The sequence below is a fragment of the Posidoniimonas polymericola genome (assembly GCF_007859935.1).
GTDB classification, from domain to species: domain Bacteria; phylum Planctomycetota; class Planctomycetia; order Pirellulales; family Lacipirellulaceae; genus Posidoniimonas; species Posidoniimonas polymericola.
Genome location: NZ_SJPO01000006.1, coordinates 295,742 through 318,131, shown reverse-complemented (window position 1 = coordinate 318,131; position 22,390 = coordinate 295,742). Strand labels below are relative to the sequence as shown.

Below are 22,390 nucleotides of genomic sequence, written 5' to 3'. Positions count from 1 at the left end.
GAGTGTCGCCGCCATGTGCTCTAGGCCAACCAAAGGCATCGTGTTCACGAAGAACGCCGCCCCCCATAACGCCCTTGAACCTCACGGTCCTTTCGAAGCTCTCACCATGAACCACACGTCCATCTTGTTGCGACGGCTCGCTCGATCTGTACGGGCGGCCTCCTTGGCGGTCACTTTCTCTGCCTGCGGCTACGCGCCAGCGGTCGACCTCCTGTACGAGGACTTCGAGGGCGTGACCCTTCAGCCGACCGTGACCTTCGAGTCGGAGCTCCGCAGCCGCGAGGCCTGGCAGCAGGTAGGCGCGAACGGGCCGACCGGCTGGACCGAACTAAACCTGACGACCTCCGTCGGGAACACCGAGAGCGGCGTCCTCGAATTCGAGGGCTGGCGGTTCGTCGACAAGCAATGGTGGATCGAGACCGCCGGCGATCAGGGTCGCTCAAACTTCGTCAGCGGCGTGGGCACCATCGCGGTCGCCGACCCCGACGAGTGGGACGACTTTGGCAATCCCAGCGGCAGTAGCGAAAGCGACTTGGACCCGTTGGACGGGGTTTTTGACTCGACCTTGATCACCCCGACGGTCTCGATTAGCGGCGTCACCGAGCCCGTGCGGCTGGCGTTCAGCTCCTCATGGTTCGACGAGGACCAGCAGACCGCCACCGTCACCGCCCGCTACAACAACGGCGCGGTCGAGGTGCTTGACACCTGGACCTCGGATGTGGCCGATCCGAACTTCAAGAACGAGGCCTTCGACGAGAGCCTGACCTACACACTCCATTCGATCCCCGCCGGGGCGAGCAACGTGCAGTTCGAGTTCCGTCTGCAGGGTAATAATGACTGGTGGTGGGCGGTCGACAACGTGCGGGCCTACACCGGGGACGCCACCGGGGCAGATGGCGTCCTCCGCGCGGTGCTCGACCGCGACACCGGCGAAGTGACCATCACCAACAACACCGGCGCGGCGGTTCAACTGCGGGGGTACTCAATCACCTCGGAGGAAGGGGCCTTCGACGAAGGAGCGGCTAGCTTCCTCTCCGCCACCGACTCCAGCTGGGTCCAAGCAACCCAGGTGGGTGGACAGATCAACGACCTCTCGGAAGTCCACCTCAGCGCCGCCACGCTCGCCGCCGGAGAGACGATCGATTTCGGATCGGACGTCTGGCTGCGGTACTTCGAGGAAAGCGGCGATGTCGCGTTCCACTACCTGATAGACGGGAGCGACGATCAGATCGAAGGCGTCGTCGAGTTTGTCGGCAACGGTGGGGCGTCGTTCGAATTCCTGGATCTCAACTTTGACGGCGCGGTCGATATTGGCGACTGGTCGGAGTTCATCGCGATCACCGACACCGCCAACCTCTCTGACCTCCCGACCGCCCAGGCCTACCTGAAGGGCGACCTCAACGACGACGGCCGTCTCAACGCCGCCGACTTCGCCACCTTCCGCAGGGCGTTTGACGCCGCTGTCGGAGCCGGCGCCTTCTCGGCCATGCTGAGTTCCGCCGCCGTGCCCGAGCCGGCCACCGCCGCGGTCCTCGCGGTCGCGGGCGTCGGTCTGCTGCTGCGGCGGAAGCCGCGGGTCGCTCCCGGTTTGATCGCCGCACTGGCGTTGATCTTGCTCGCCGTGCCCGCCCAACAGGCCCAGGCCCAAAGGCTCAGCGACGGCGTCGGCGTGACGGAGTGGGAGGAGTGGGCGTTTGCCGACCGCGAATGGTGGTCCGACGTCGCCGGCGACCAGCAGCGTTCGCAGTTCACCCTCGGCTCGGGCGTTGTGGCGATCGCCGACCCGGACGAGTGGGACGACATCGGCGGCCCCGGTGGCGCCACGACCCTGAACACCCAGCTACGCAGCCCGGCGATCAATATCAGCGGGGTCGGCGCGAACTCGCTGACCCTCTCGTTTGCGTCTAGCTGGCGGGACGAGGACACGCAGGGCGCGAGCCTGGACGTCTTCTACGACGGCGTTGCGACCGAAGTCTTCCAGTGGAGCTCCGACCCGCTCAGCGCGAACTTCAAGGACGACGCCCCCAACGAGATGGTCACCATCACCCTCCCGGACTCCGGTGGCGCTTCCACGATGCAGCTCGGCTTCAACATGTTCAACGCCACCAATGACTGGTGGTGGGCGATCGACAACATCAGCGTGAGCGGCAACACCGGATCGCTCTTCACGGAGGATTTCGAGAGCGTTGTTCTCGGCGACCCAATCGACGAGAACAACCCGCCCGCCGAGGGACCGGTCTACTCGCAGGACGGCCCTGCGGGATGGGTGATCAATACCGACAACTACAACCCGCCGGTCACCCCGTTCCGTGAGCGGCACGTCGAAACCATCACCCGCTTTATCCCGCCGCCCCCCCCCGCGACGCTTGAATTGCAGGTCAACACCACGACCGGCATGGCGACGCTGGTTTCCGTCAGCGACGAGCCCGTGGTGCTGACCGGCTACTCGGTCAGCAGTGAGAGCGGCGACCTCAGCCCGACCGAGTGGGCTTCCACAAACCTCGACGCCCGCGGCGTCGACCAGTCGGGCCCGGGCGCCGGCGAGGCCTGGGAGACGGTCGTCGCCAACGGGGGCATTGTCTTCGAGGCCTTCTTCGACGGCCAAACGACGATCGCGCCGGGCGAGTCCCTAGAAATTGGTCGCCTGTTCGCTACCCCAGGCGGCATTGAGGACCTGCTGCTGACCTACGCGTTCATCCAGGAGGACCAGTTCGGCCAGGTGCTTGACCAGTCCTCGGACGTGGCGTTCTCCCCGGTTGTGGTGAGTTACTTCTCGGTGGCGCTGCCGGGTGACTTCAACGGCAATGGCGTCGTCGACGCCGCGGACTACACCGTCTGGCGGGCTAGTGTAGGCACCGCCAACGACCTAGCGGGCAACGGCAACGAGGCCGGCGGTAGCGCCGGCGTTGTCGACAACGCCGACTACGCCCTCTGGAAGGCCAACTACGGCGCGACTGTCTCGTCGGCGGCATCGGCGGGTCAGGCTCCCGAGCCAGCGGCGGCCGTGCTGGGACTGCTCGGCGTGCTCGCGCTGGCGGTCCGGCGACGACCCTCGATCGCCGTGGTTGTGCTAGTGGCGGCCGCGGTAGGAGGCGGCGCCGACCACGCGTTCGCCCAGGCCGACGGGCCCGCCCCGTTTGTTGACCGCGACTACGGCTTCGGCGACGTCGACCCGGGGGCAACCGTCGGCCAGGTGATGAGCAACACAGACTCGAACGGCAACGTGGTAACCTACGACAACGCGGGTCAGACGGGCGCGAACCAGCTGATCGACCTCGTCGCCAAGGGCCGCTTCAATTTCTACCCGAAGTACGTCGACACGACCGACCGGCCGGATGGCCAGGGCGGGATCGGCATCGCCCTGAACCAGCAGACCTTCGAGCGACAGTACCTCCGCACCGGCTTCAGCGAAGCGCTGAATAATCCCGAGCAGTCGCCGTCCTCGGTGGCGACTCTCACCAGCTTGGAGTACGGCCCCGGCACGCTGAACTACTTCCGAGTCAGCGACCGCGGCTTCCAGCTGTGGACCAAGCCGACGGATGTTGCGGCGGGCGAGCAGCACATCGTGATGGACACGCAGCAGCACGGCGTGCTGATCAACTCCGACGGAAAGTTCGCGATGCGGTACGCGAGCGAGTTCGACATCGAGATCACGATTGATCCGGGGCTGGACGGCGTCGAGGGGACCGAAGACGACGAGCTGATTACCGGCGAGCCGATGATCACGCCAGCCGACTACGAGACCGATATCTCGCCCGTAGACAACCAGTGGTACCACCTCGCGGTTGTCCGCCCCCGCGGGCCCGGCAACGGCTCGATCCTCTATGTCAACGGCGTCGCCGAGGCGGTCGGTTTTGGCGCCTACGCTATCGAGACGGTGGTCAACATCGGCGAGGGCGACAACTTCACCAACATCGCCGCGGTCGACCAGAGCCCGCTCTACATCGGCGCCCGCACCGACGCCGACAGCCTCGACCGGAACCTCAACAGCAGCACCCCGGACGACGACCGCTACTACCACGGCGTCGTCGACGACCTCGAGATGTTCGTCATGGGACTGAACGACAACGACAACATCGGGGGCGGCGGCGACAACGTGCTGAACGACTGGGGCGAGTGGTACTTGCCCCGCGACAACCAGTACGCCCAGGCGTTCGCCCCGGCGGTCGACGGCGATCTCAATGGCGACAACCTGGTAACGCTGGCCGACGCGAACCTGTTTGCCAGCAACTGGCTCGCGGAGAAAACGATCTCCTCGGTCGACCCGTTCGACGGTTTCGTCACCAGCCGCCGCATCGGCGACCTCGAGACACGCGCCCTCGGCGACTTCAACTACGACGGCCTGGTGGACCTTAACGACTGGGCGGTTCTGAACAACGCGAACCCGGCGGCCGGCGTGGCGGCGATGCGCCTGATCACCGGCGCCGTGCCGGAGCCGAACTCCAGCTTGCTGGTGCTAGCGATTGCGGGCTGCTGCGGATCTCGCTGCCGCGGTCGGATCAAGAAGGATGCGCAGTGAGTGCTCACGCCCCCGGCGCGAACGCCTGAAAATGCCACGGAACGCCCCCCGGCCTCACCCGGGGGGGCGTCCTCACCCATCTCTGCCCAGAGCGGGCGCTGCAATCAACGGAGCAAACCCAATGCAGCATTTATGCCACAAGGAAACGGCAGCATTCCCCCGTGCTAAGCGGGTCGGTTTCACCCTGGTCGAACTGCTGGTGGTCATCGCCATCATCGGTGTGCTCATCGCGCTCCTGCTGCCGGCGGTGCAGGCCGCTCGCGAGGCGGCCCGACGGTCGCAGTGCTCAAACAGCCTGAAGCAGATGGGGCTGGCCTGCCTGAACTACGAAACCACCTACGGCACGCTGCCGCCGGGAACCTATCTTGGCGAAGGCAGCGCGTGGAGCGCCTTCATCCTCCCCTACCTCGAAGAGGGGTCGATGTTCGAGTACCTCGAAATTGGCGAGGATAAGAACGGCAACTATCAATGGGCTCACCCGGGCGCCTACGACAACGTCGCTGACCTGGGGAAGACCTACCAGAACATCGTGCTGTGCGAAACGGTGCTGCCGGTCTACCGTTGTCCGTCGATGGGTCTGCCGGAACACATGTACGACCTGTCGGCGGTAAGCTGGGTAGTGAACCAGCGGGTGCCCGGCTCGTACATTGGCGTCGCGTCCGGCCTGATCCGATCTCAGTACCCGACCTACTGGATACGCGGCCGCCGTTCGCCCGACGCCCCGCCGCTTTACAAGGGCGCCGACGGGGTGCTGGTCGGAGTGCACCACCAACAGGACCGCAAGAGCGGCTCGATTGCGCTCCGCAAGATAACCGACGGCACGTCCAAGACCGCGATGATTGGCGAGGCGGTCTCTGACTTTGAGACCAACGAGACACTCGGTCACGAGAAAGAGGCCCGCGAAGGCGACCGCAAGGACCACTGGTACGGCGGCAGCGACGATATCGACACCACCATCAGCGGCAGCGAGAACGACTTCAGCGACCCGTCTGAATTCCTCGGCTCGACAGGCGTCGGCATTAACCTGCTGAGCGAACCGGCGGAGAACCAACGGCTCTGTCGCACGGCGACCTCGCCCGAATGCCAGGCGCTGCAGCTCAGCTTCGGCAGCTCGCATTCCGGTGGCGTGGTGCAGATGGTGTTCGTGGACGGGCACGTCGAGACGATCAACGACTCGATCGAGGCCGAAGTCTGGAGCGACCTTGGCAGCCGCGCCGGTCAGGTGCTGAGCACCGGCGGCGCCGACCGTCGGTAGCGACTAGCTTTAGCCACGCACCGGCGGCGAGCCGGAGGAGAATGCCTTCTTGTTTCGCTATTTGACGATTGTTATGACGGTTGCGGGAGTGCTTGCCTGGCAGAGTCGTGGGCAGGCGAGCAACCGCGTTCTGGTGATCGGGATCGACGGGGCCGGCGGCCAGTACGTGACGCAGGCGAGCACCCCAACCCTCGACGCCCTGGCGGCCGCCGGCGTGGCGCGATACGACTTCCTCAACGAGGGCGCTTTGGTAGAGTCGCCGCCGGACGGCTACGGCGCCAGCGGCGTGAACTGGTCCACTATCCTCACCGGCGCATCGGCGGCGCACCACGGTGTATCCGACAACAGCTTCGCCGGCCAGAATTTCGACCAATTCCCACATTTCTTCCAGCACGCCAAGCAGCACGACAGCTCGCTCACGACGGTCTCCCTGGCCAACTGGACGCCGATCAACACCCATATCGCTCCCGATCAGTACACAGACATCGAGGTTGGCTACGACCTCGGAACGGTCGAGCAACAGGACCAGGCCGTCGCGGACGACGCGGCAGACCTGCTCGGGTTTACCGACCCGGACGCCCTGTTCCTGCACTTCGATCAGGTCGATCACGCGGGGCACGCCTACTCCTGGGGGAGCCCGCAGCACCTATTGGCCATCGAGAGCGTGGACTCGCTGGTAGGCGCCGTTGTTGACGCGGTCAACGCGCGCCCCGGCGTTCTCTCTGGCGCCGAGGACTGGCTGATTCTGGTCACCGCCGACCACGGCGCGGCTCCGGGCGCGTTCGGCCACTACGCCAGCCAAGGCGAGCCCAACTGGGAGGTTCCGTTCTTCGCCAGCGGCCCCAGCGTAGCGCCGGGGACCTCGCTGCAGCAGGGGACGCTCCGCGACGTTGCGGCGACCGCGCTCTGGCATCTGGGGGTCGACCCGTTTGCCGCCGGGCTCGACGGCGCCGTTCGCGGGCTGGAAGTGCCTGCCCCCAACGGAGTCGCCGGCGACGTCAATCAGGACGGCCTGCTGTCGGGCGACGGCTCAGGCCTTGCCGCGGAGGACGACGTCACCGCGTTTCTCGACAACTGGCTCGTGCGTGGCGTAGGCGGCGTCGAGAGCCGCTACCGTCGAGGCGACCTGAACTTTGATGGCGTCACGGACCTGTCCGACTGGGCATTGCTCAACAAGCTAAACCCCGCCATCGGCCAGGCGACCCTACGGGGTCTGTCCGGCATGGCGCCGGAGCCGAGCGCGGCAGTCTTGTCGCTTGCGGTTTCGTCGCTGCTGGCGAGCCAACGGCCGCCTCACAATTAATCCGCCAACGAAAGAGGAATTCGTATGCTTAGGACCACGCTCGCCTGTGCTCTGGCGGTCGGCGCCTCGCTCGCTGCTCTCCCAGCCAGCGCGCACAAGGGGCCCGACCCACTCGCCCGTTGGGTGTTCAACAACGACGCGGTCAACGGCCGCACTTGTAAGGCGGTTATTGGTCCCGACGCCCGCATTGAGGGCGGCGCGGAGGTTGTCGCCGACGGGCTGGGCGAGTCGCTCCACTTCAGCGGCCGCGGATCGATGGTCGTAGTCGCCGACGACCTGCTCGCCGTAAAAGACAAGCTGCCTAGCCGGGCGATGACGGTGTCGGCCTGGGTGTCGATCGAAAAGCCGCAGGAGTTCGGAGGTCTGTTCGGCGTGCTCCAGGACAACGGCGGGGCAGAGACTGGCTGGCTGTTGGGTTACGACCGCGAGCACTTCTATTTCGCCCTGGCCACCGACGGGGCCGACGACGGCGACGGTCAGATGACCTACCTACGCGGCTCGGCGAGGCATGAGCGCGGCCGCTGGGCGCACGTCGTGGCGGTGTACGACGGCGAGACCATGGAGCTGTACGTCAACGGCGAGCTCGACGGCTCATCGGACGCACAGTCGGGTGACATCCTCTATCCCGAGCACGCGGCAGTCACGATCGGCGGCTACCGCGACGACAACGAGAACTACCCGCACGCAGGCTCTGTACGCGAGGTTGCGGTCTACGACTCGGCCGCCACCGGCGCCTGGGTCGAGCACGAGTTTTCCCATCGCAAGAACCTGGTTGCCCTCCGCCCCGAACGGACGCGTCCGCCCGGCCGGGCCGACGCGTTCAATTTCCTCGTGCGGCCCTACCTGCAGTACGGCACAAAGCACGAGATGACCGTCATGTGCCAGACCACCACGCCCGGCACGACGGTAGTCCACTACGGCCCGACCGCGGACTGCGAGCTGAGCGAGAGCAGCGACAACCTGAACGAGATCCAAGAAGTCACGCTCTCCGGCCTGGACCCTGAAACCCAGTACTTCTACCGGGTTGAGTCGCAATCCGATACCGGCGAGACGGTGCTCAGCGACGTCTCTACGTTCGCCACCGCGGTCAACGACGACACCCCATTCGCGTTCGCCGTGTTCGGCGACACCCAGTGGAACGCGGTAGTCGCGGCCCGCGTCGCCTCGCACGCTTGGGCGCAGCGGCCGAGTTTCCTCCTGCACGCCGGCGATCTGGTCGACACCGGCACGAACGACTCGCACTGGACACAGCACTTCTTCCCCAGCATGCACGAGCTGATCTCCCGCGTGCCGCTGTTCCCGGTGCTCGGAAACCACGAGCAGGACGCCGAGAACTACTACCAGTATATGTCCCTTCCGGATCCCGAGCACTACTACAGCTTCCGCTACGGCTGCGCCGAGTTCTTCATGATCGACAGCAACCGCAACGTGGGCGCCGACTCTGAGCAGTACGCGTGGCTCGACCGGCAGCTCGACCAGTCGACAGCGAAGTGGAAGATCGTTTGCCACCACCATCCACCCTACTCGTCGGACGAGAACGACTACGGTGACCTCTGGAAAACCAACCAGAGCACCCGGGGCGCCGAGCGGGTGCGACCCCTCACCCAACTCTACGACGCCCACGGCGTCGACATCGTCTGGAACGGCCACATCCACTCGTACGAGCGCACCTGGCCTGTCCGCGACGGCAAGGCGGTCGAGGCCGGCGCCGGGCCGGTCTACATGATTACCGGTGGCGCCGGCGGCGGGCTAGAGACCCCGGCCCCCACCCGCTCGTTCTTCCAGAACGTGGTCCGCCGCGGCCACCACTACGTGATGGTGCACGTGAACGGCGACACGCTCGAGATGCGATCGTTCGACATCGACGACCGCATGTTTGACACGCTGACGATCCAGAAGCCCACGGCCAAGACGGCAGACTAATCGTCGACCGCGGCGGTCCTGTCTCTGACGTTCCCATCCCAGGCCTGGCGATAGATGGCATGCAGCTGATCACTCGTGAACCGACGGGGGTTGTTGCCCAGCCGGGTCGGGTCGACCCCCGCGGCCAGCGAGGCCAGGTCGTCGGGATTAACGCCCGCGTCCCGCAGGTTCGTGGCGAGCCCAAGCTGCTCGAGCAGCGAGGCGACTCGTCCAGGAAGACCGGCGGGGGCGACCCCCAGCCAGGCTCCCGCAGCGCGGACCGACCGCCGCACGTGCTCGTCTCCGCCGGGGTGGTTGCAGTCGCCCGCGGACGCGACTGCATTGGCGGCTCCGACCCAACCGAGCAGCAGGGCAACGGCGTGGCCGTGCGGTATCTTGTAGCGGGAAGTAAGCTGGTACGACATCGCGTGCGCCGCGGTGGTCTTGCTGCGGTTGATCGCCTGTCCTGCGAGGAACGCGCCGATCATCATCCGCAGACGCGCGGACTCGGTCCCCGCGGTGACACTCTCGACCAACGAGCCGGCGATCAGGCCGGCGGCCGCGGCCGAGTACTCGATCGAACGCTCGTCCGCCCCGACCGCCCAGCGCGATTCGAGCGACTGCGCCAGGGCGTCGAGCCCCGCTGCGGCGGCCAAGCCGGGCGGCATCGCCAGGGCGAACCGGCGGTCGAGCAGCACGTGCCGTGGCCGCAGCGTCGGGTGGGCGAACGACTTCTTCTTGGCGTTGGCGTAGGCCACGGCGAAGTGCGTCGCCTCGCTGCCAGAGCCCGAGGTCGTCGGCGCGGCAATCAGCGGCGCTCCATCGCACCCGTCGGACGACGGTGGGATCGCAGCCAGGTCGAGCCCGCCGCTCTGCCGAACCCCAACCGCGGCAAGCTTGGCGACATCCAGGCACGAGCCCCCGCCAACCGCAACGACGCAGTCCGCCCGCACGTGTTTCGCGGCGGCCGTGGCGGCGGCTGCGTGCTGCACTGTTGGATTCGGCCCGAATTGGGTGAAGAGCTCATGCGGGTAGCGATCGAGGACGTCCTCGAACTCGCGTGCGACGCCGGCCGCCCGCACGGCGCCCTCGTCAACGACTGCAAGCACGCGGGTCGCTCCGCAAGCCGTCAGCGCGGCGGGGAGTTCATGAAGCCCGCCGTGCACCGCCTGCCCGACGCCCCGCACCAGCGTCAGGTCTTTTGTGCCGATCCATTTGGACCAGGTTGTCGGGGCGTCGCTGTCGGCGATGGGCATCGATGCTTTGGTTGTCAGCTGGGGCTCGGTAAGGGACCGCGTGTACTACCACCGGATCATATTCGCTGACTGATGTGCGGACAACCAAGCCCTGCGCAACTCACCCAACGGACTGCACCTCCAGAGACGATTGGCAGACGACAATGTTCCCCCGCGTGACCCGCTGGCTATCGACCGCGCCGGCGCCGCTGTTCTCGGCGTACTGCATTGTTGCTGCGTTCGGCGCCTACTTCTGCATGTACGCGTTCCGCAAGCCGTTCACCGCCGGCACGTTTGCCGACGAGGCGCTCTTCGGCGTCGACTACAAGACCGTGCTCGTGATCAGCCAGGTAATCGGCTACACAATCTCGAAGTTTGTTGGCATCAGAGTGATCGCCGAACTGCCGGCGACCCGCCGGGCCGTTGGCATCGTGGCGTTGATCGCTGCGGCCCACGCGGCGCTGCTGCTGTTCGCCCTGACGCCCCGCCCGTACAACTTTGCCCTGTTGTTCCTGAACGGGCTGCCGCTCGGCATGGTGTTTGGGCTGGTCCTCTCGTTTCTCGAGGGGCGCAGGATGACCGAGTTGCTTTCGGCCGGCCTGTGCGCCAGCTTCATCATGTCGTCGGGGTACGTGAAGTCGGTCGGGCAGGCGATTGTGCTCAACACGTCGATCGGCGAGTACTGGATGCCGTTCGCGACTGGCCTGGTCTTCTGGCCGCCGCTGCTGGCGTGCGTCTGGATGTTGGCGCACGTTCCGCCCCCCGGTGAGCTGGACGTGGCGGCGCGCTCCGAGCGGGCCCCAATCAACGCCCAGGAGCGGCGTGGCATCCTGCGGAAGTACGGTTTTGGGCTGGCGGCGCTGATCACGATCTACACCCTGCTCACCATTCTCCGCAGCCTCCGAGACGACTTCGCGGTAGAGATCTGGGCCGGGCTTGGCTACACGGAGACCCCTAGCGTCTTCGCCATCTCCGAAACTCTTGTCATGGCCGCAGTGATCGCCGTGAACGGCGTCGCGTTTCTCATAAAGTCTAACCGTGCCGCGTTCTTTACGGCGCTGCACACCATCACTTTTGGCGTGCTGCTGATCGCCGCTACCACCATCCTGTACCTTGCCGGGGCCATCAACGGGTTTAGCTACATGGTCGTGATGGGGATCGGCGCCTACGTGCCGTATGTCGCGTTCCACACGACGCTATTCGAACGGATGATCGCCCTGTTCCGCGACAAGGCCAACATCGGCTACCTCATGTACCTCGCGGACGCGATTGGCTACCTCGGCTACGTCGCCGTGCTGCTGCTGAGGAACTTTGCCACGGTCGACGTCGACTTCCTGCGGGCCATGACGCTTACCGCCGCCGTCATCAGCGTCTGCAGCCTACTGGCAGTCGCGGCGGCCGCGATCTACTTCCGCCGAATGGATCGCGAGCGCGCATCGGAGCATGGAAAGCATTCCCTCGCCCCATCGAGCGGTGTTGCCTCAGCGCAAATTGAGACAGCTTGAGTTCCGCGCGGCGATTGAGCCCCTAAGCTTGCGGCTCCTAGCGAGCAGGCAATCCAATCACCCGATGAAATGCGACAAGTCGGCATCGTCCAATCCGGACAAGTCCGACGAAGATCGGTTGACCTACGGTATGGCGACATTAATCAGCAACTGCAGTCCCTGATTTGCGACTTATTCCACTAGGCACTGCGAGACGAACCGAATCTCGAGTGGTTGTTCTCCAACGAGCAGATTGAACCGACCGCCGTGAAAAACCTAGAGAAGGTCAAGAGCGGTAAGCGGGAAGTAATGAACTATTCAGTGTCGTTCGAGAGAGCCGCTGCGGGAAAGTTCCCGGTCGATTTCCGGGCCATCAATCGAAGCGACGGTGAACGACGGCTAAATGTAGCAGTAGCTCGCGCTAGGCAAGCGCTACTCGTCTATTCGTCTTTTTCCTCCGACGAATTGCAAGTGGAGTAAACCGCCTGCCATGAATGGGACGAATTCTCCCCGGTGATAAGGCAGCGACGAAGTAGGGCCCGACGACCTTAGGTGCGTAGCCTCGGCCTGCGTTATCCGGCAGAAGTGTCGGCGCATCGGCAACGTGGTCCGGAAGACGCCGAAGCCTGCGGAGGCGCATAGTCCTGGTCTACCGGTAGCAAACACAGGGCCGCCGCGTGCCGCCTTGACGCTCGTTCGCCAACGGCTGAAAGCAATCGAGAGCTCCCCCGCAGATGCCGCAACGCAGGCGCGTCGTTTAGCTTTGGATCCGAGCTGCCCGGTTGGCAACTTGGCTCACTCATCTTGGCTCACTCATCCGCAATGCAGAATAAATGACGCTCACCGCGGATGAAGAGCTGATTGTCGACCGGGGCCGGTGTCGCGTCGATGGTTTCACCGATGTTGTTGGTAGCGACCTCCTGGTACTCGTCGGCGTCCTTGATCACGAGCGTCGTGCCGTCGCGATCTGACAGGTAAACGTAGCCGTTGGCGGCCACTGGCGAGGCGTAGGTCGTCCGCAGCTTGGTACGCTCAGACGCGTAGTGCGGCTCCCCAGTCGCCGCGTCCAGGCAGGTCAGAATACCGGTCTTTGCTTTGAAGTAGTACAGCCGACCGTTGGAGAGCAGCGGCGAGGCAATGTCGGGCGTGTCGCGGCTCTTTGTCCAGAGCACATCGGGGGTGCCCTCGATGTCACCGCGGCCGTCGAGTTCGAAAGCGCCGAGGAATGATCCCCGAAAGCCGCTGGTCACGAACACCGTGTCACCCATCGCCACCGCCGATGCCGCCGGTCGCTGCGTCTGGCCATCGCACCGCCAGAGCTCGTCGCCGGTTTTTAGGTCGTAGGAGCGGGCGTAGTTCTGACCATTCATGACGACCTGCTCGCCGCCGTCGTGCTCGACGACCAGCGGCGTAGACCAGTTGGTGGGCTCGTCCCGCTCGACCCGCCAGATGACTTCGCCGGTCTTCTTGTCCAATGCGTAGAGGAACGACGGGCCCTCGTGATCCCACGGCACGAGGATCTTGTCGCCGGCGATGGTGGGCGAGCTCCCCTCGCCGAACTCATTGCGGGTCCTCATCTCGCCAAAAACACGGCTCCAGACGGGTTGGCCGTCGAGTGTGAAGCAGTACAGCCCCTGAGAACCGAAGTGGGCGTAAACGTGCTGGCCATCGGTGGTCGGCGACGCCGAGGCGTAATTATTAGTGCTGTGAGTTCCCTCGTGCGGCGTGCCGGTCGTGGCGGTCTGCTTCCAAAGGAGGTCGCCAGATTGGCGATTAAAGCAGAGCACGACAAAGTCGAGGGCGCCGCGTGCGCCGCCTTCGGCAGGGACGCCGGTCACGACAAACACCTGGTCTTCCCAGACGATTGGCGACCCAGAGCCGCGACCAGGAATCGCCACCTTCCACTTCACATTCTTAGTCTCTGACCACTCGGTAGGCGGCTTGGCGGTTGTTGAAACCCCGTTGCCCCCTTCGCCCCGCCAGTGCGGCCAGTTGTCGGCGCGCGTTGGCGAGCAGACGAGCGAAAGGGACAAGAGAGCGAACAGCGATCTGAGAGACGACATCGGCAGGACTCCGGTCGATCGTGAGGGCGGCTTCAGGACGACGGCACTGCAGCGGATTGTAGCAGACCCAACCCCTCCATGGCATTTCGAGGGTTGGCCACCGGGGGCGATCCGTAGTTTTCGATTCGGACGCAGGAGCTGGCAGATCGTAGGCAGCGAGGCGCCGCTGCGACTAGGCCAGTTGTCGCCGTGCCACTCGCCTCCGCAACCCCGGGGAACCAGCAGCTGCGGTAGTCCTTGGCGGTTTGGAAATGCCATGATGCCTAGGGCAACGGACCGTGCCTTGCGGTTCTAATTCGTATCTGCCGGCCCGCCCGCGAATCCAAACTTAGAATCGGAAGCTTGGCCAATGCTGGCGAAAGCCGCATCCGTCTCCAGTGGCGGCGGGGCGATCAACTTGTCCCGCTGCTCACTCGCTACGATTGATAAGCCGTCCGGCGCCAGCTGATCCCAAGTGGCCGCGACAGCCGATCTGTCCGATAGCAACAGCAGCAAATCTGAGCGGCCGCTCATGAATGCGGCCTGCTCACGCGGAACACTGCCCCGTGCACCCAAGGGGGGGCGAAGATAGGCGTAGCGTGGAGGACGCCCTACCGACTGGCCACGAAAGACGCTCTGCACGCCGGCGACAACACGTTGGAAGTCGAGGTCGCAAACCTTTGGCCCAACCGCCTGGTCGGCGATTCGCAGCCCGGCGTTAAGCGGACCTACGCAAAGACCAACATTACCCGTTCACCGCGGACTCGCCACTGAAGCCGTCCGGGCTCCTCGGGCCGGTGAAGGTGTCTACGACCAGCGAAGGCGAGCTGGTCGAGGTGATCGCAGGAGAACGGGACCTGAAACGCGACTAGCATTCACTAGCGAGAGCACAACGGTGCGCTGCCGCAGGAGGCCGCGATCCCGGCTACGCCGTGATGCCCTTGGTGAGGGTCATGAACGCGGTTTCCAGGTCGATCTCCTTCTCCGCGAGGAGCTGCACGCGGTAGCCTTCGCCGACCAGCTTGGCGGACAGGTCGCTCGGGTCGCGCGAGCCCTCCTGCAGGGTTGCGTGCAGCTCGTCGCCGACGGTTTCGACTTTGTCGACGACCGGCAGCATGCGGAGTGACTCGGCCGCCTGGTCTTGGCTCTCGGCGACGCGTACGCGGATGACAAGCTGCTTGCGGAGCAGGCTGAGCAGGCTCTCGACGGTGTCGTTGTAGACCAGCTCGCCGCGCTCGATGATGCCGACCTTGTTGCAGATGTCGGCCAGCTCCGGCAGGATGTGGCTAGAGACCATGATCGTCTTGCCGAGTCCGCGTAGCCGCTTCAGCAGATTGCGCATCTCGATGCGTGCGCGGGGGTCGAGGCCGCTCGCCGGCTCGTCCAGCAGCAGCACCTCGGGGTCGTGCAGCAGCACCCGAGCCAGACCCAGTCGTTGGGTCATGCCGCGTGACAGGCTGGTGGCGAGCGCCTCGCGTTTGAACTCGAGGTCGACCAGGCCAAGCACCTCGTCGCACTTCTTGCGGCGGGCGTCGCCGTCGATGCGGTAGGCGGCGGCGAAGAACTCGAGGTACTCGATGACTTTCATGTCGTCGTACACGCCGAAGAAGTCGGGCATGTAGCCGATGGTGCGGCGGATTTCTTTTGGCTTGGTGTAGATCGAGTGGCCGCCGACGTAGGCCTCGCCCCAAGTCGGGGTAAGCAGGGTCGCCAGGATCCGCATCGTGGTGGTCTTGCCGGCGCCGTTGGGGCCGATGAAGCCGAACACGTCCCCGCGGCAGAGGTTGATGTTGATCTCGCGGATCGCGAACAACTCGCCGTACTTCTTGGTGAGGCCGCGGGTCTCGATCATCGGCTCGCCGGCAGAAGGATCGGGGCTGGGGGCGCTGTCGGACATGGTAGTCAGGGTTGGGGCTCGGTGATGGGCGGGCCAATAAATCGGTAGTACGTCCCGCCGGCGTCGCTCGGCGCATCGAGGTCCAGGACGTCTTGCCGCAGGTCGCACCGGGGTTGCTCGGAGCGCGCCACGAGGATCGGCCTGCCGGCGGCGAGCGCGTGGCTCAGGTCGACCCGCGACTGCCGGAAGTCGGGCAGCGGCGACGTGTCGAGTCCGCCGAGGGCGTCGTAGAACATCAGCAGGTAGGCGATCGACGGCGCCGTCAGTCGGTTCGCGGAGAGCCGGCGGTCGGTCTGATTGGCGTCGCCGAAGTCGTTCAGCAGCAGCGTGCGGAGGCGCGCCGGCGAGCCGCTGGCGTCGATGCTCGCGATGTCGCCGGGGGCGAGATCGGGCAGCCGCCAGGCCCAATTGCCAGCGATGAGCTTGACGTCCTTCAGCTCGAGCTGCGAGTCGTTCGTCAGCACCCCCTCGACCAGCCCGGTGCCGGTCGCCGCCAGCTCGAACGCCACCGAGGGTCGGCCGTCCATGAGCCAGCGGGCGGCGAGGGACTTGCTCGCCCGGCGGTTGATCGGCACGCCGGTCATGCCGTCGAGGGCGGCGTCGGTGTGGTAGCTCACTTCGCCCGCCAGCAGCGACTCGGCGGAGGTCTGCATGCCGCCGAGGCCGCGCCCCGGCAGCCCGCACCAGCTGAGGTAGCCGATGGTCGGCTGAGCGGAATCGCGCGGCTCGCAGCTCAGGTCGTAGAGGTTGGCCTGCGGGCTGAGCAGCTGCCCCCAGACGGTGGCCCGTTCGCGGCCGCTGGCGGCGTCGATGTCGATGACCTCTAGCTTGTTGAGGCGGGCCGTGTCTCCGGTGGACTGCTCGCCCCACCAGAGGGCGGCCCCGGCAACGGCCAACGCGATAAGCGGGTACGCGACCCAGGCGGTGGTCATCCGACCGGTGACGTTCTTGCCAAGGTAGTACGCGCCGGGCCCGAGCAGTGCGAGGTAAACCCCTGCCGCTGCGACGAGCATCAGGATGGAGGTCGACTGGACTCCTGCAAACTGCTGCCCCAGCTTGGTCTGGAGGGCGCCAGAGAGGTCGCTGTAGGCGCTGGTGACCAGCGCCCCCGACCCGCCGTCCGAATCGTCGGCGTTGCGGGTCTGCAGCAGCAGGGACCAGAGGCGTTCGCGGCTGGGCCAGTTGGTGAACGCCGGGTCGTACAGGTCGAACGCGGCGTAGGTGACCGAGCCGAACCCGTGCACGGTCCGCACGACCAGCGGCATCTCGACCGCCCGGCCGCCGGCGTGCAGCTCGACAACCCCGCGGACGTTGTCCAGCCGGGCTGCCGTCAGGCCGCCGAAGGGGGCGTCGATCGGCTCTTCGGAACCGGCGTAGTCTTCGATCACGCCGGTGTTGCTCACCCGCACGGTCTCGCGGTGCTCGCCCGGGGCGAGTGTGCGGAGTGGTCCGTCGGCGCCAACCAAGTCGGCGGCGTGCTCGCCGCCGCCCAACAGAATCTTCCCGCCGCTGGCGACCCACTGCTCAATTGCGGTTGCTTGCTGGTTGGTCAGTCTCGCGATCTCTTCTGGCGAGACCCCGGAAACGACTAGTGCGTCGACCCCCTCGTAGGCGAGCGGATTGGTGGGGAGTTCGGCGAGGGGGGTATCTCGCCCGGCTTCGACAATCAGGGGTTCGGCGACCGGGAGTCCACGGACCGGGGCGTCCAGGTCGCGGCCGCTCCGCCACTGGTCAGCGAGCCGGTCGCCATCGAACAGCCGGCAGCGGATGACTGCGTCGCGACGGCCGACCCGTGTCAGCGAGTGGATGCGCCCCGACGCGTCAGGGGGGCCCAGGGTGGACACGGTGGCCGGGGCGCCGTCGCCGTCGGGGGCCGTGATCTCCAGACGCAGATCGCCGGCTTCTCCGGCGACCGTGACGACGACCGGCGTCCAGCTGCCGAGCTTGTACCGGCCAGCGAAGCCGACCTCGACCTTTGCCAGGCTTGCCGGCTCTCCTGCGGCCGCGTGCGCAGCGGCGATCAGTATCAGCAGCGGCGGTAGTTTCTGGAGAAGCCGGGAGAGCATAAGCGTGCGGTGCGTGCGGGTAATCCCTTATTGTGACCTACGCACCACAGGGCGCCTAGTTCTGCGTCGGCTACGGTTTTTCGCCTTCGCAGCAGCAGACCAACGCGCCGCAACCGGGGCAGCCGTCGCCGTACTTCTCGCGGACGGCCTGGGTGAGGTCGATGTCCGCGACGTTGGCGATGGTGGTCAGCCAGGCGAGCACGTCGGCGAATTCGCCCCGCAGCTCTTCGGGGGTTCCCTCCCGGAGCGCGGAGGCCAGCTCGCCTACCTCTTCCATCAGCCACATGAAGGTGGCGTCGACGCCACGCTGGCGGTCCTTCTCAAGGTACATGTCCCGGATCAGTTGTTGAAAGTCAGAGAGAGAGAGCTGGCTGGCCATCGGGAGACTTGGTGTGAGTGAAGTGCGGTGACTACTTGCTAGTTTGTTTGCTGAGCGCCCAGTCGCCCCACTTGGGGCTGAGCTGCGTCAGGGCGGCGAGGATCCGGGCCTTGGCGGGGATGACCAGCTCGCTCTGACGCTTCTCGCACGCCGCAAGCAGCTTTTGGGAGAGGACGTCGGGCGCGATTGACTTAACCTTGGCTCCGCCCCCCGGCCGGTTGGCGGCCTCTGGGAGGTCGCTCGTTTGCTGCTGATAACGCTGCCCACCATCGGGGCGGGCGATGGGGCCCGGGCAGACAAGCAGCACGTGCAGTCCCTCGGGGCCGCGTTCGAGCCGCAGCTGCTGAGCCAACGCCGCGACCGCGTGCTTGCTGGCGGGGTAGGCGCCGAGGTACCGGGGGGCGAACTTGCTCGCCAGCGAGCCAATAAACGTCAGGTGGCCCCGATTCGCCTCGAGCAGCGGCCCGGCCGCGTGCGCCATGTCGACCGCGGCCAGGAAGTTGACCGCCATCAGCTCCTCGAACCGCTCCCGCGAGGTCGAGATCACGTCGCCCCGCATCGATTCTCCAGCGCAGCAGCACGCGAAGTGGAGCCCGCCAAACCGCTCGGCCGCAGCGTCGACCGCCCGCCGGGTCTCGCCGGCATGAGCGACATCGCACGCAACGCAAAGGACGTCGCCGCCGAGGCCGCGCAGACCGTCGGCGGCCTTCTCGAGCCGATCGGGCCCGCGGCCGCAGATCGTCACCCGCGCGCCCTCCGTGACGAGCGTCCGGGCCAGGGCGAGCCCCAGCCCGGCCGAACCGCCGGTCACTAAGGCCGATTTACCGTTCCAGTAGCTCACAGTGCGCGAATCCTGCCGCAGGCGTGTGGTTATCCGGCGACCATCTTAACCTGCGGGGCGGCTGATGAGCTACGGTTGAGGGCGCCGTGTGCGTCGCGAGGTTTGTGCAGTTCCCGTTAAAAAGAAGACGGTCCTATGTCGCCACCATTCCCAGACACGTGCCCAACGCCCACAATAGGGCCCGGCGACCCTCACCTGGCGCCGACCATTGCAGGCACGAAGCCCACCTCACCCGACAGTATCATGCCCCTACCCAACGATATCCGTCACCTCGCCCGCACCAAGATTGTCGCCACGGTCGGCCCTAGTTCGTCGGACCCGGAGACGCTGGCCGCGATGATCCGCGCCGGAGCCGACGTGTTCCGGCTGAACATGGCCCACGGGGGGCCCGAAGAACAGCAGATTAATGTCGACAATATCCGCCGGGTGAGCGAGGAGCTGGATACCCCGATCGGGATCCTGGTCGACCTGGCTGGTCCCAAGTTCCGCCTGGGTGAAATCGACAACGATCGGATCTTCTGCGAGACCGACGCCGAGTTCTGGTTTGTCGAGGGTAAGGAACGCAAGGAGCCCAACGAGTTTACCTGCAGCTACGCCCCGTTGGTGCGCGAGCTCTCAGTAGGCGACCAGGTGATGCTGGCCGACGGCACCGTCAGCATGGTGGTGATCGGCAAGGAGCCCGGTCGCGCCCAGATGCGGGTTGTGCAGCGGGGCGTGATCCGCAGCCGCCAGGGCATCAACCTGCCCGGCGTAAAGCTCAGCGCGCCGGCCATCAGCGTCGTCGACCACCAGCACGCCATCTGGGCCGCCGACGCGGGCGTCGACTTTGTCAGCCTCAGCTTCGTCCGCGCCCCGGACGAGGTGCGGGCGCTGCGTGACATCCTCCGCTCGAACAACTCCGAAGCGTACGTGGTCTCGAAGATCGAGAAACGCGAAGCGATCGACCGGATCGAAGAGATCGTCTCGGCGAGCGACGCGGTGATGGTCGCCCGCGGCGACCTGGGCGTCGAGATCGACGTGGCCGAGATGCCGGTGCAGCAGAAGCGGATCATCCAGACCTGCCACCGCTACCAGAAGCCGGCCATCATCGCGACCCAGATGCTCGACAGCATGCACGAGTCGCTGCGCCCCAAGCGGGCCGAGGTGACCGACGTGGCCAACGCTGTCCTGGACGGCGCGGACGCGTGCATGCTGTCCGGCGAGACCGCGATCGGCCAGTACCCGGTTGAGACGGTCGCCATGATGAACCGCATCTGCTTGGCTACTGAGGCCAGCATCGCCGATCAGCCGCCCCGCCACAACGACGGTGGCGTGTCCCCGGTGCTGCACGACATCACCCGCGCCGTGGTGCGGGGGGCTGGCGCCATGGCGCACTCGCTGCGGGCCAAGCTGGTGGTGGTGGCCAGCTACTCGGGCAGAACCGCGTTGGCGCTCTCGCAGCAGCGGCACACGACGCCCACAATTGGGGTCAGCCAGAACCAGCAGACGCTGCGGCGGATGTGCCTGTACTGGGGCGTGACCCCACTGACCGGCGCTCCCGCGGAGGACATGCAGCAGCTCATCCGACACGCGGACACCTGGGCCTGCCGCGTCGGATTTGCCTCCAAAGGCGACCGGATCGTGATCCTCGGCGGCAGCCACCTGGCCGCAGGGCCGGGCGGAAACGCCAAGGGCGTGCACGACGTGGTCGTCGTGCACGAGGTCGAGGGCGCGGTCTAGGCTGGCGGCTCCGCCTCGTTCCCGGCGACCACAACTCTTGCCAGCCGACCAGCATCGTTGGCCGACCAGGGTGGTTAGCCGACCAGCGTGGTTAGCCGACGAGGCGGCGGCCCTCCAGGGCCGTCAGCAGGCGTCGCTGCATGAGCCGCGCCATTTCGGTGCGGCGGCGTTTCTCTTGGTCGGTCCAGTGGCGTCGAATCGTGTTCTGGACCGAGTGGATGTTGGTGCGTCGCAATCCGGTACTCCCCGACCCGGGCGGTAGCCCTGCTGCAATGGACATGTTGGCGTCTCCTAAGTGGCGGGGTCTCCGCTAGCGTCACGCCAGGGAAATCCCGCTGCCAGCCCCGTTGGTCTAGAAAAGCCTGTCGTTGTTAAAACGCTTCTAGCCGCGTCCCGCTTGCAGGACAGCGCCCCGACAGCCGAATCGCTCGGGGCTGCATAACCAACGCTCGAAACTCATCCTTGACCCGCTTCCGCGGGAGGGTGCCTAGTCGACCGTTCTACGCGAGAGGGTTCGAACAGGTTCGAACTGCCTGCGTGATCTGCCCGCACGAGCGACTAATCCCAATAACAACTGCCAGTTTAATCACCGGCCGCCTTGGAGTATTCAAAAACGGGCCCCAAAATTCCAAAAAAGGTACGCGACGTTGAAGTCGTGCCGTCGCGCTGCCGCTCCTGTTCCGTTCTCGTAAACGTGCTAGTATGGCAATCGCTCGTCGATCGTCGTTTTCTTCCCGAACCCGCAGAGAAAGCATGAGCAACGCGAGACCGCCCGCCGCGTTTCGGCGGTCCTGCTTCTTTTTGGCCTGCCTCGGGCTGGCCTCGCTCGCACACGGCAGCCACGACTGGGCGCCACAGCCCGTTGCGGAGCCCGCGCTGCCAAACGCGATGTGGCTCACAGAACGAGTTATTTCTGGCGGTTCCCCGGTGGGGGACGAAGGCTTCGCCGCGCTCAAGCGGCTTGGCGTAAATACGGTGCTGAGCGTGGATGGCGCCCGGCCCGATATCGCCGCCGCCAAACGCCACGGCCTGGCGTACGTGCATCTACCGCACGGGTACGATGGTATCCCCGCTGTGCGCGCGAAGGAACTCTCCAAGGCGGTCGCCGACCTGCCGGGGCCAATCTACATTCATTGCCACCACGGCAAGCACCGCAGCCCGGCGGCGGCGGCGGTCGCCTGTATCGGCGTAGGCAAACTGAGTGTCGCTCAAGGCAGCGAGGTTCTAGCGGCCGCCGGCGCGAGCCCAAGGTATATCGGGTTGTTCGCGTCCGTTAGGGCTGCTGAGCGATTCGATCGGGCGACGCTCGACGCGCTGTCTTCGGACTTCCCGGAAGTCTCCGAGCCGCCGCTACTGGTGCAATCGATGATTGATCTCGAGCACGCCAGTGACCGTGTCGCCCAAATCCAGCAGTCCGGCTGGCAGACGCCGGCCAACCACCCCGATCTTGCGCCTGCCCACGAGGGGTTACTCCTCCGCGAGCACTACACCGAGCTGCTGCGTCTCGAAGAGGCCCAGGCCAAGCCCGAGGGATTCCGAAAGCTAGCCCAGCAGGGGGAAGAGGCCGCTGCCAGGTTGGAGGACGCCCTGCGGCAGGCAAACAGCGAGCGGCAACGGCGGCTAGCGAACGACGCCTACGCTGGCGTGACGCAGAACTGCCGCGATTGCCACGCCCGATTCCGCGACGTCTCGCCGGCGTCGCACAAAGTTGTTTCGGATAAGTAGCAGCTTCTGTGTCTAGAGCGGGC

At 65.8% G+C, this 22,390-nt stretch carries 15 protein-coding genes; 8 read left to right on the top strand and 7 right to left on the bottom strand.

What is annotated here, in order from left to right:
* Nucleotides 1-106: 106 nt before the first annotated feature.
* From Pla123a_RS13985 to Pla123a_RS13970, 4 genes are all read left to right on the top strand, one after another.
* A complete protein-coding gene (locus Pla123a_RS13985; protein WP_146587955.1) occupies nt 107-4,519 on the top strand; it encodes a PEP-CTERM sorting domain-containing protein in 4,413 nt (1,470 codons plus the stop codon).
* A 121-nt stretch (nt 4,520-4,640) separates the two neighbouring features.
* On the top strand, nt 4,641-5,774 hold the full coding sequence (locus Pla123a_RS13980) for a DUF1559 domain-containing protein (RefSeq protein WP_197527955.1): 1,134 nt from the start codon (nt 4,641-4,643) through the stop codon (nt 5,772-5,774).
* Nucleotides 5,775-5,847: 73 nt separating this feature from the next.
* Nucleotides 5,848-7,077 carry an alkaline phosphatase family protein gene (locus tag Pla123a_RS13975; RefSeq protein ID WP_146587951.1) on the top strand — a complete coding sequence of 410 codons (1,230 nt, stop codon included), beginning with the start codon at nt 5,848-5,850 and terminating at the stop codon, nt 7,075-7,077.
* A 24-nt stretch (nt 7,078-7,101) separates the two neighbouring features.
* Complete coding sequence (locus Pla123a_RS13970; RefSeq protein ID WP_146587949.1) at nt 7,102-9,000, top strand: LamG-like jellyroll fold domain-containing protein; 1,899 nt, start codon at nt 7,102-7,104, stop codon at nt 8,998-9,000.
* On the opposite strand, the gene Pla123a_RS13965 is transcribed toward Pla123a_RS13970, so the two are convergent.
* A complete protein-coding gene (locus Pla123a_RS13965) occupies nt 8,997-10,235 on the bottom strand; it encodes an iron-containing alcohol dehydrogenase (protein ID WP_146587948.1) in 1,239 nt (412 codons plus the stop codon). The genes Pla123a_RS13970 and Pla123a_RS13965 overlap by 4 nt on opposite strands.
* Before the next feature lie 155 nt (nt 10,236-10,390).
* On the opposite strand from Pla123a_RS13965, the gene Pla123a_RS13960 reads away from it, so the two are divergent.
* Complete coding sequence (locus tag Pla123a_RS13960) at nt 10,391-11,719, top strand: DUF5690 family protein (RefSeq protein WP_197527953.1); 1,329 nt, start codon at nt 10,391-10,393, stop codon at nt 11,717-11,719.
* A gap of 788 nt (nt 11,720-12,507) precedes the next feature.
* On the opposite strand, the gene Pla123a_RS13955 is transcribed toward Pla123a_RS13960, so the two are convergent.
* Nucleotides 12,508-13,761: an outer membrane protein assembly factor BamB family protein gene (locus Pla123a_RS13955; RefSeq protein ID WP_146587946.1), complete on the bottom strand. Its 1,254-nt coding sequence runs from the start codon at nt 13,759-13,761 to the stop codon at nt 12,508-12,510.
* Nucleotides 13,762-14,283: 522 nt separating this feature from the next.
* Here Pla123a_RS13955 and Pla123a_RS25295 point away from each other — a divergent pair.
* Nucleotides 14,284-14,514 (top strand): glycosylhydrolase-like jelly roll fold domain-containing protein, encoded by a 231-nt coding sequence (locus Pla123a_RS25295; RefSeq protein ID WP_391542509.1) that lies wholly within the window; start codon nt 14,284-14,286, stop codon nt 14,512-14,514.
* Between the two features lie 151 nt (nt 14,515-14,665).
* Here Pla123a_RS25295 and Pla123a_RS13950 read toward each other — a convergent pair whose 3' ends face one another.
* From Pla123a_RS13950 to Pla123a_RS13935, 4 genes are all read right to left on the bottom strand, one after another.
* On the bottom strand, nt 14,666-15,592 hold the full coding sequence (locus tag Pla123a_RS13950; RefSeq protein ID WP_146588205.1) for an ABC transporter ATP-binding protein: 927 nt from the start codon (nt 15,590-15,592) through the stop codon (nt 14,666-14,668).
* A gap of 50 nt (nt 15,593-15,642) precedes the next feature.
* Nucleotides 15,643-17,703: a hypothetical protein gene (locus tag Pla123a_RS13945; RefSeq protein WP_146587944.1), complete on the bottom strand. Its 2,061-nt coding sequence runs from the start codon at nt 17,701-17,703 to the stop codon at nt 15,643-15,645.
* Between the two features lie 70 nt (nt 17,704-17,773).
* Nucleotides 17,774-18,082, bottom strand: a complete 309-nt coding sequence (locus Pla123a_RS13940) for a MazG nucleotide pyrophosphohydrolase domain-containing protein (protein WP_146587942.1) — start codon at nt 18,080-18,082, stop codon at nt 17,774-17,776.
* 31 nt (nt 18,083-18,113) lie between these two features.
* Nucleotides 18,114-18,923 (bottom strand): SDR family NAD(P)-dependent oxidoreductase, encoded by an 810-nt coding sequence (locus tag Pla123a_RS13935; RefSeq protein ID WP_197527952.1) that lies wholly within the window; start codon nt 18,921-18,923, stop codon nt 18,114-18,116.
* A 243-nt stretch (nt 18,924-19,166) separates the two neighbouring features.
* On the opposite strand from Pla123a_RS13935, the gene pyk reads away from it, so the two are divergent.
* Nucleotides 19,167-20,642 carry a pyruvate kinase gene (gene pyk, locus Pla123a_RS13930; RefSeq protein ID WP_197527951.1) on the top strand — a complete coding sequence of 492 codons (1,476 nt, stop codon included), beginning with the start codon at nt 19,167-19,169 and terminating at the stop codon, nt 20,640-20,642.
* 91 nt (nt 20,643-20,733) lie between these two features.
* Here pyk and Pla123a_RS24655 read toward each other — a convergent pair whose 3' ends face one another.
* Entirely contained in the window at nt 20,734-20,877 is a 144-nt protein-coding gene (locus tag Pla123a_RS24655) for a hypothetical protein (RefSeq protein WP_197527950.1), read from the bottom strand.
* Between the two features lie 518 nt (nt 20,878-21,395).
* Between Pla123a_RS24655 and Pla123a_RS13925 the strand changes: the two genes are divergently transcribed.
* Nucleotides 21,396-22,367, top strand: coding sequence for a cytochrome c (locus Pla123a_RS13925; RefSeq protein WP_197527949.1), 972 nt, complete (start codon nt 21,396-21,398; stop codon nt 22,365-22,367).
* The last annotated feature ends 23 nt before the right edge of the window (nt 22,368-22,390 follow it).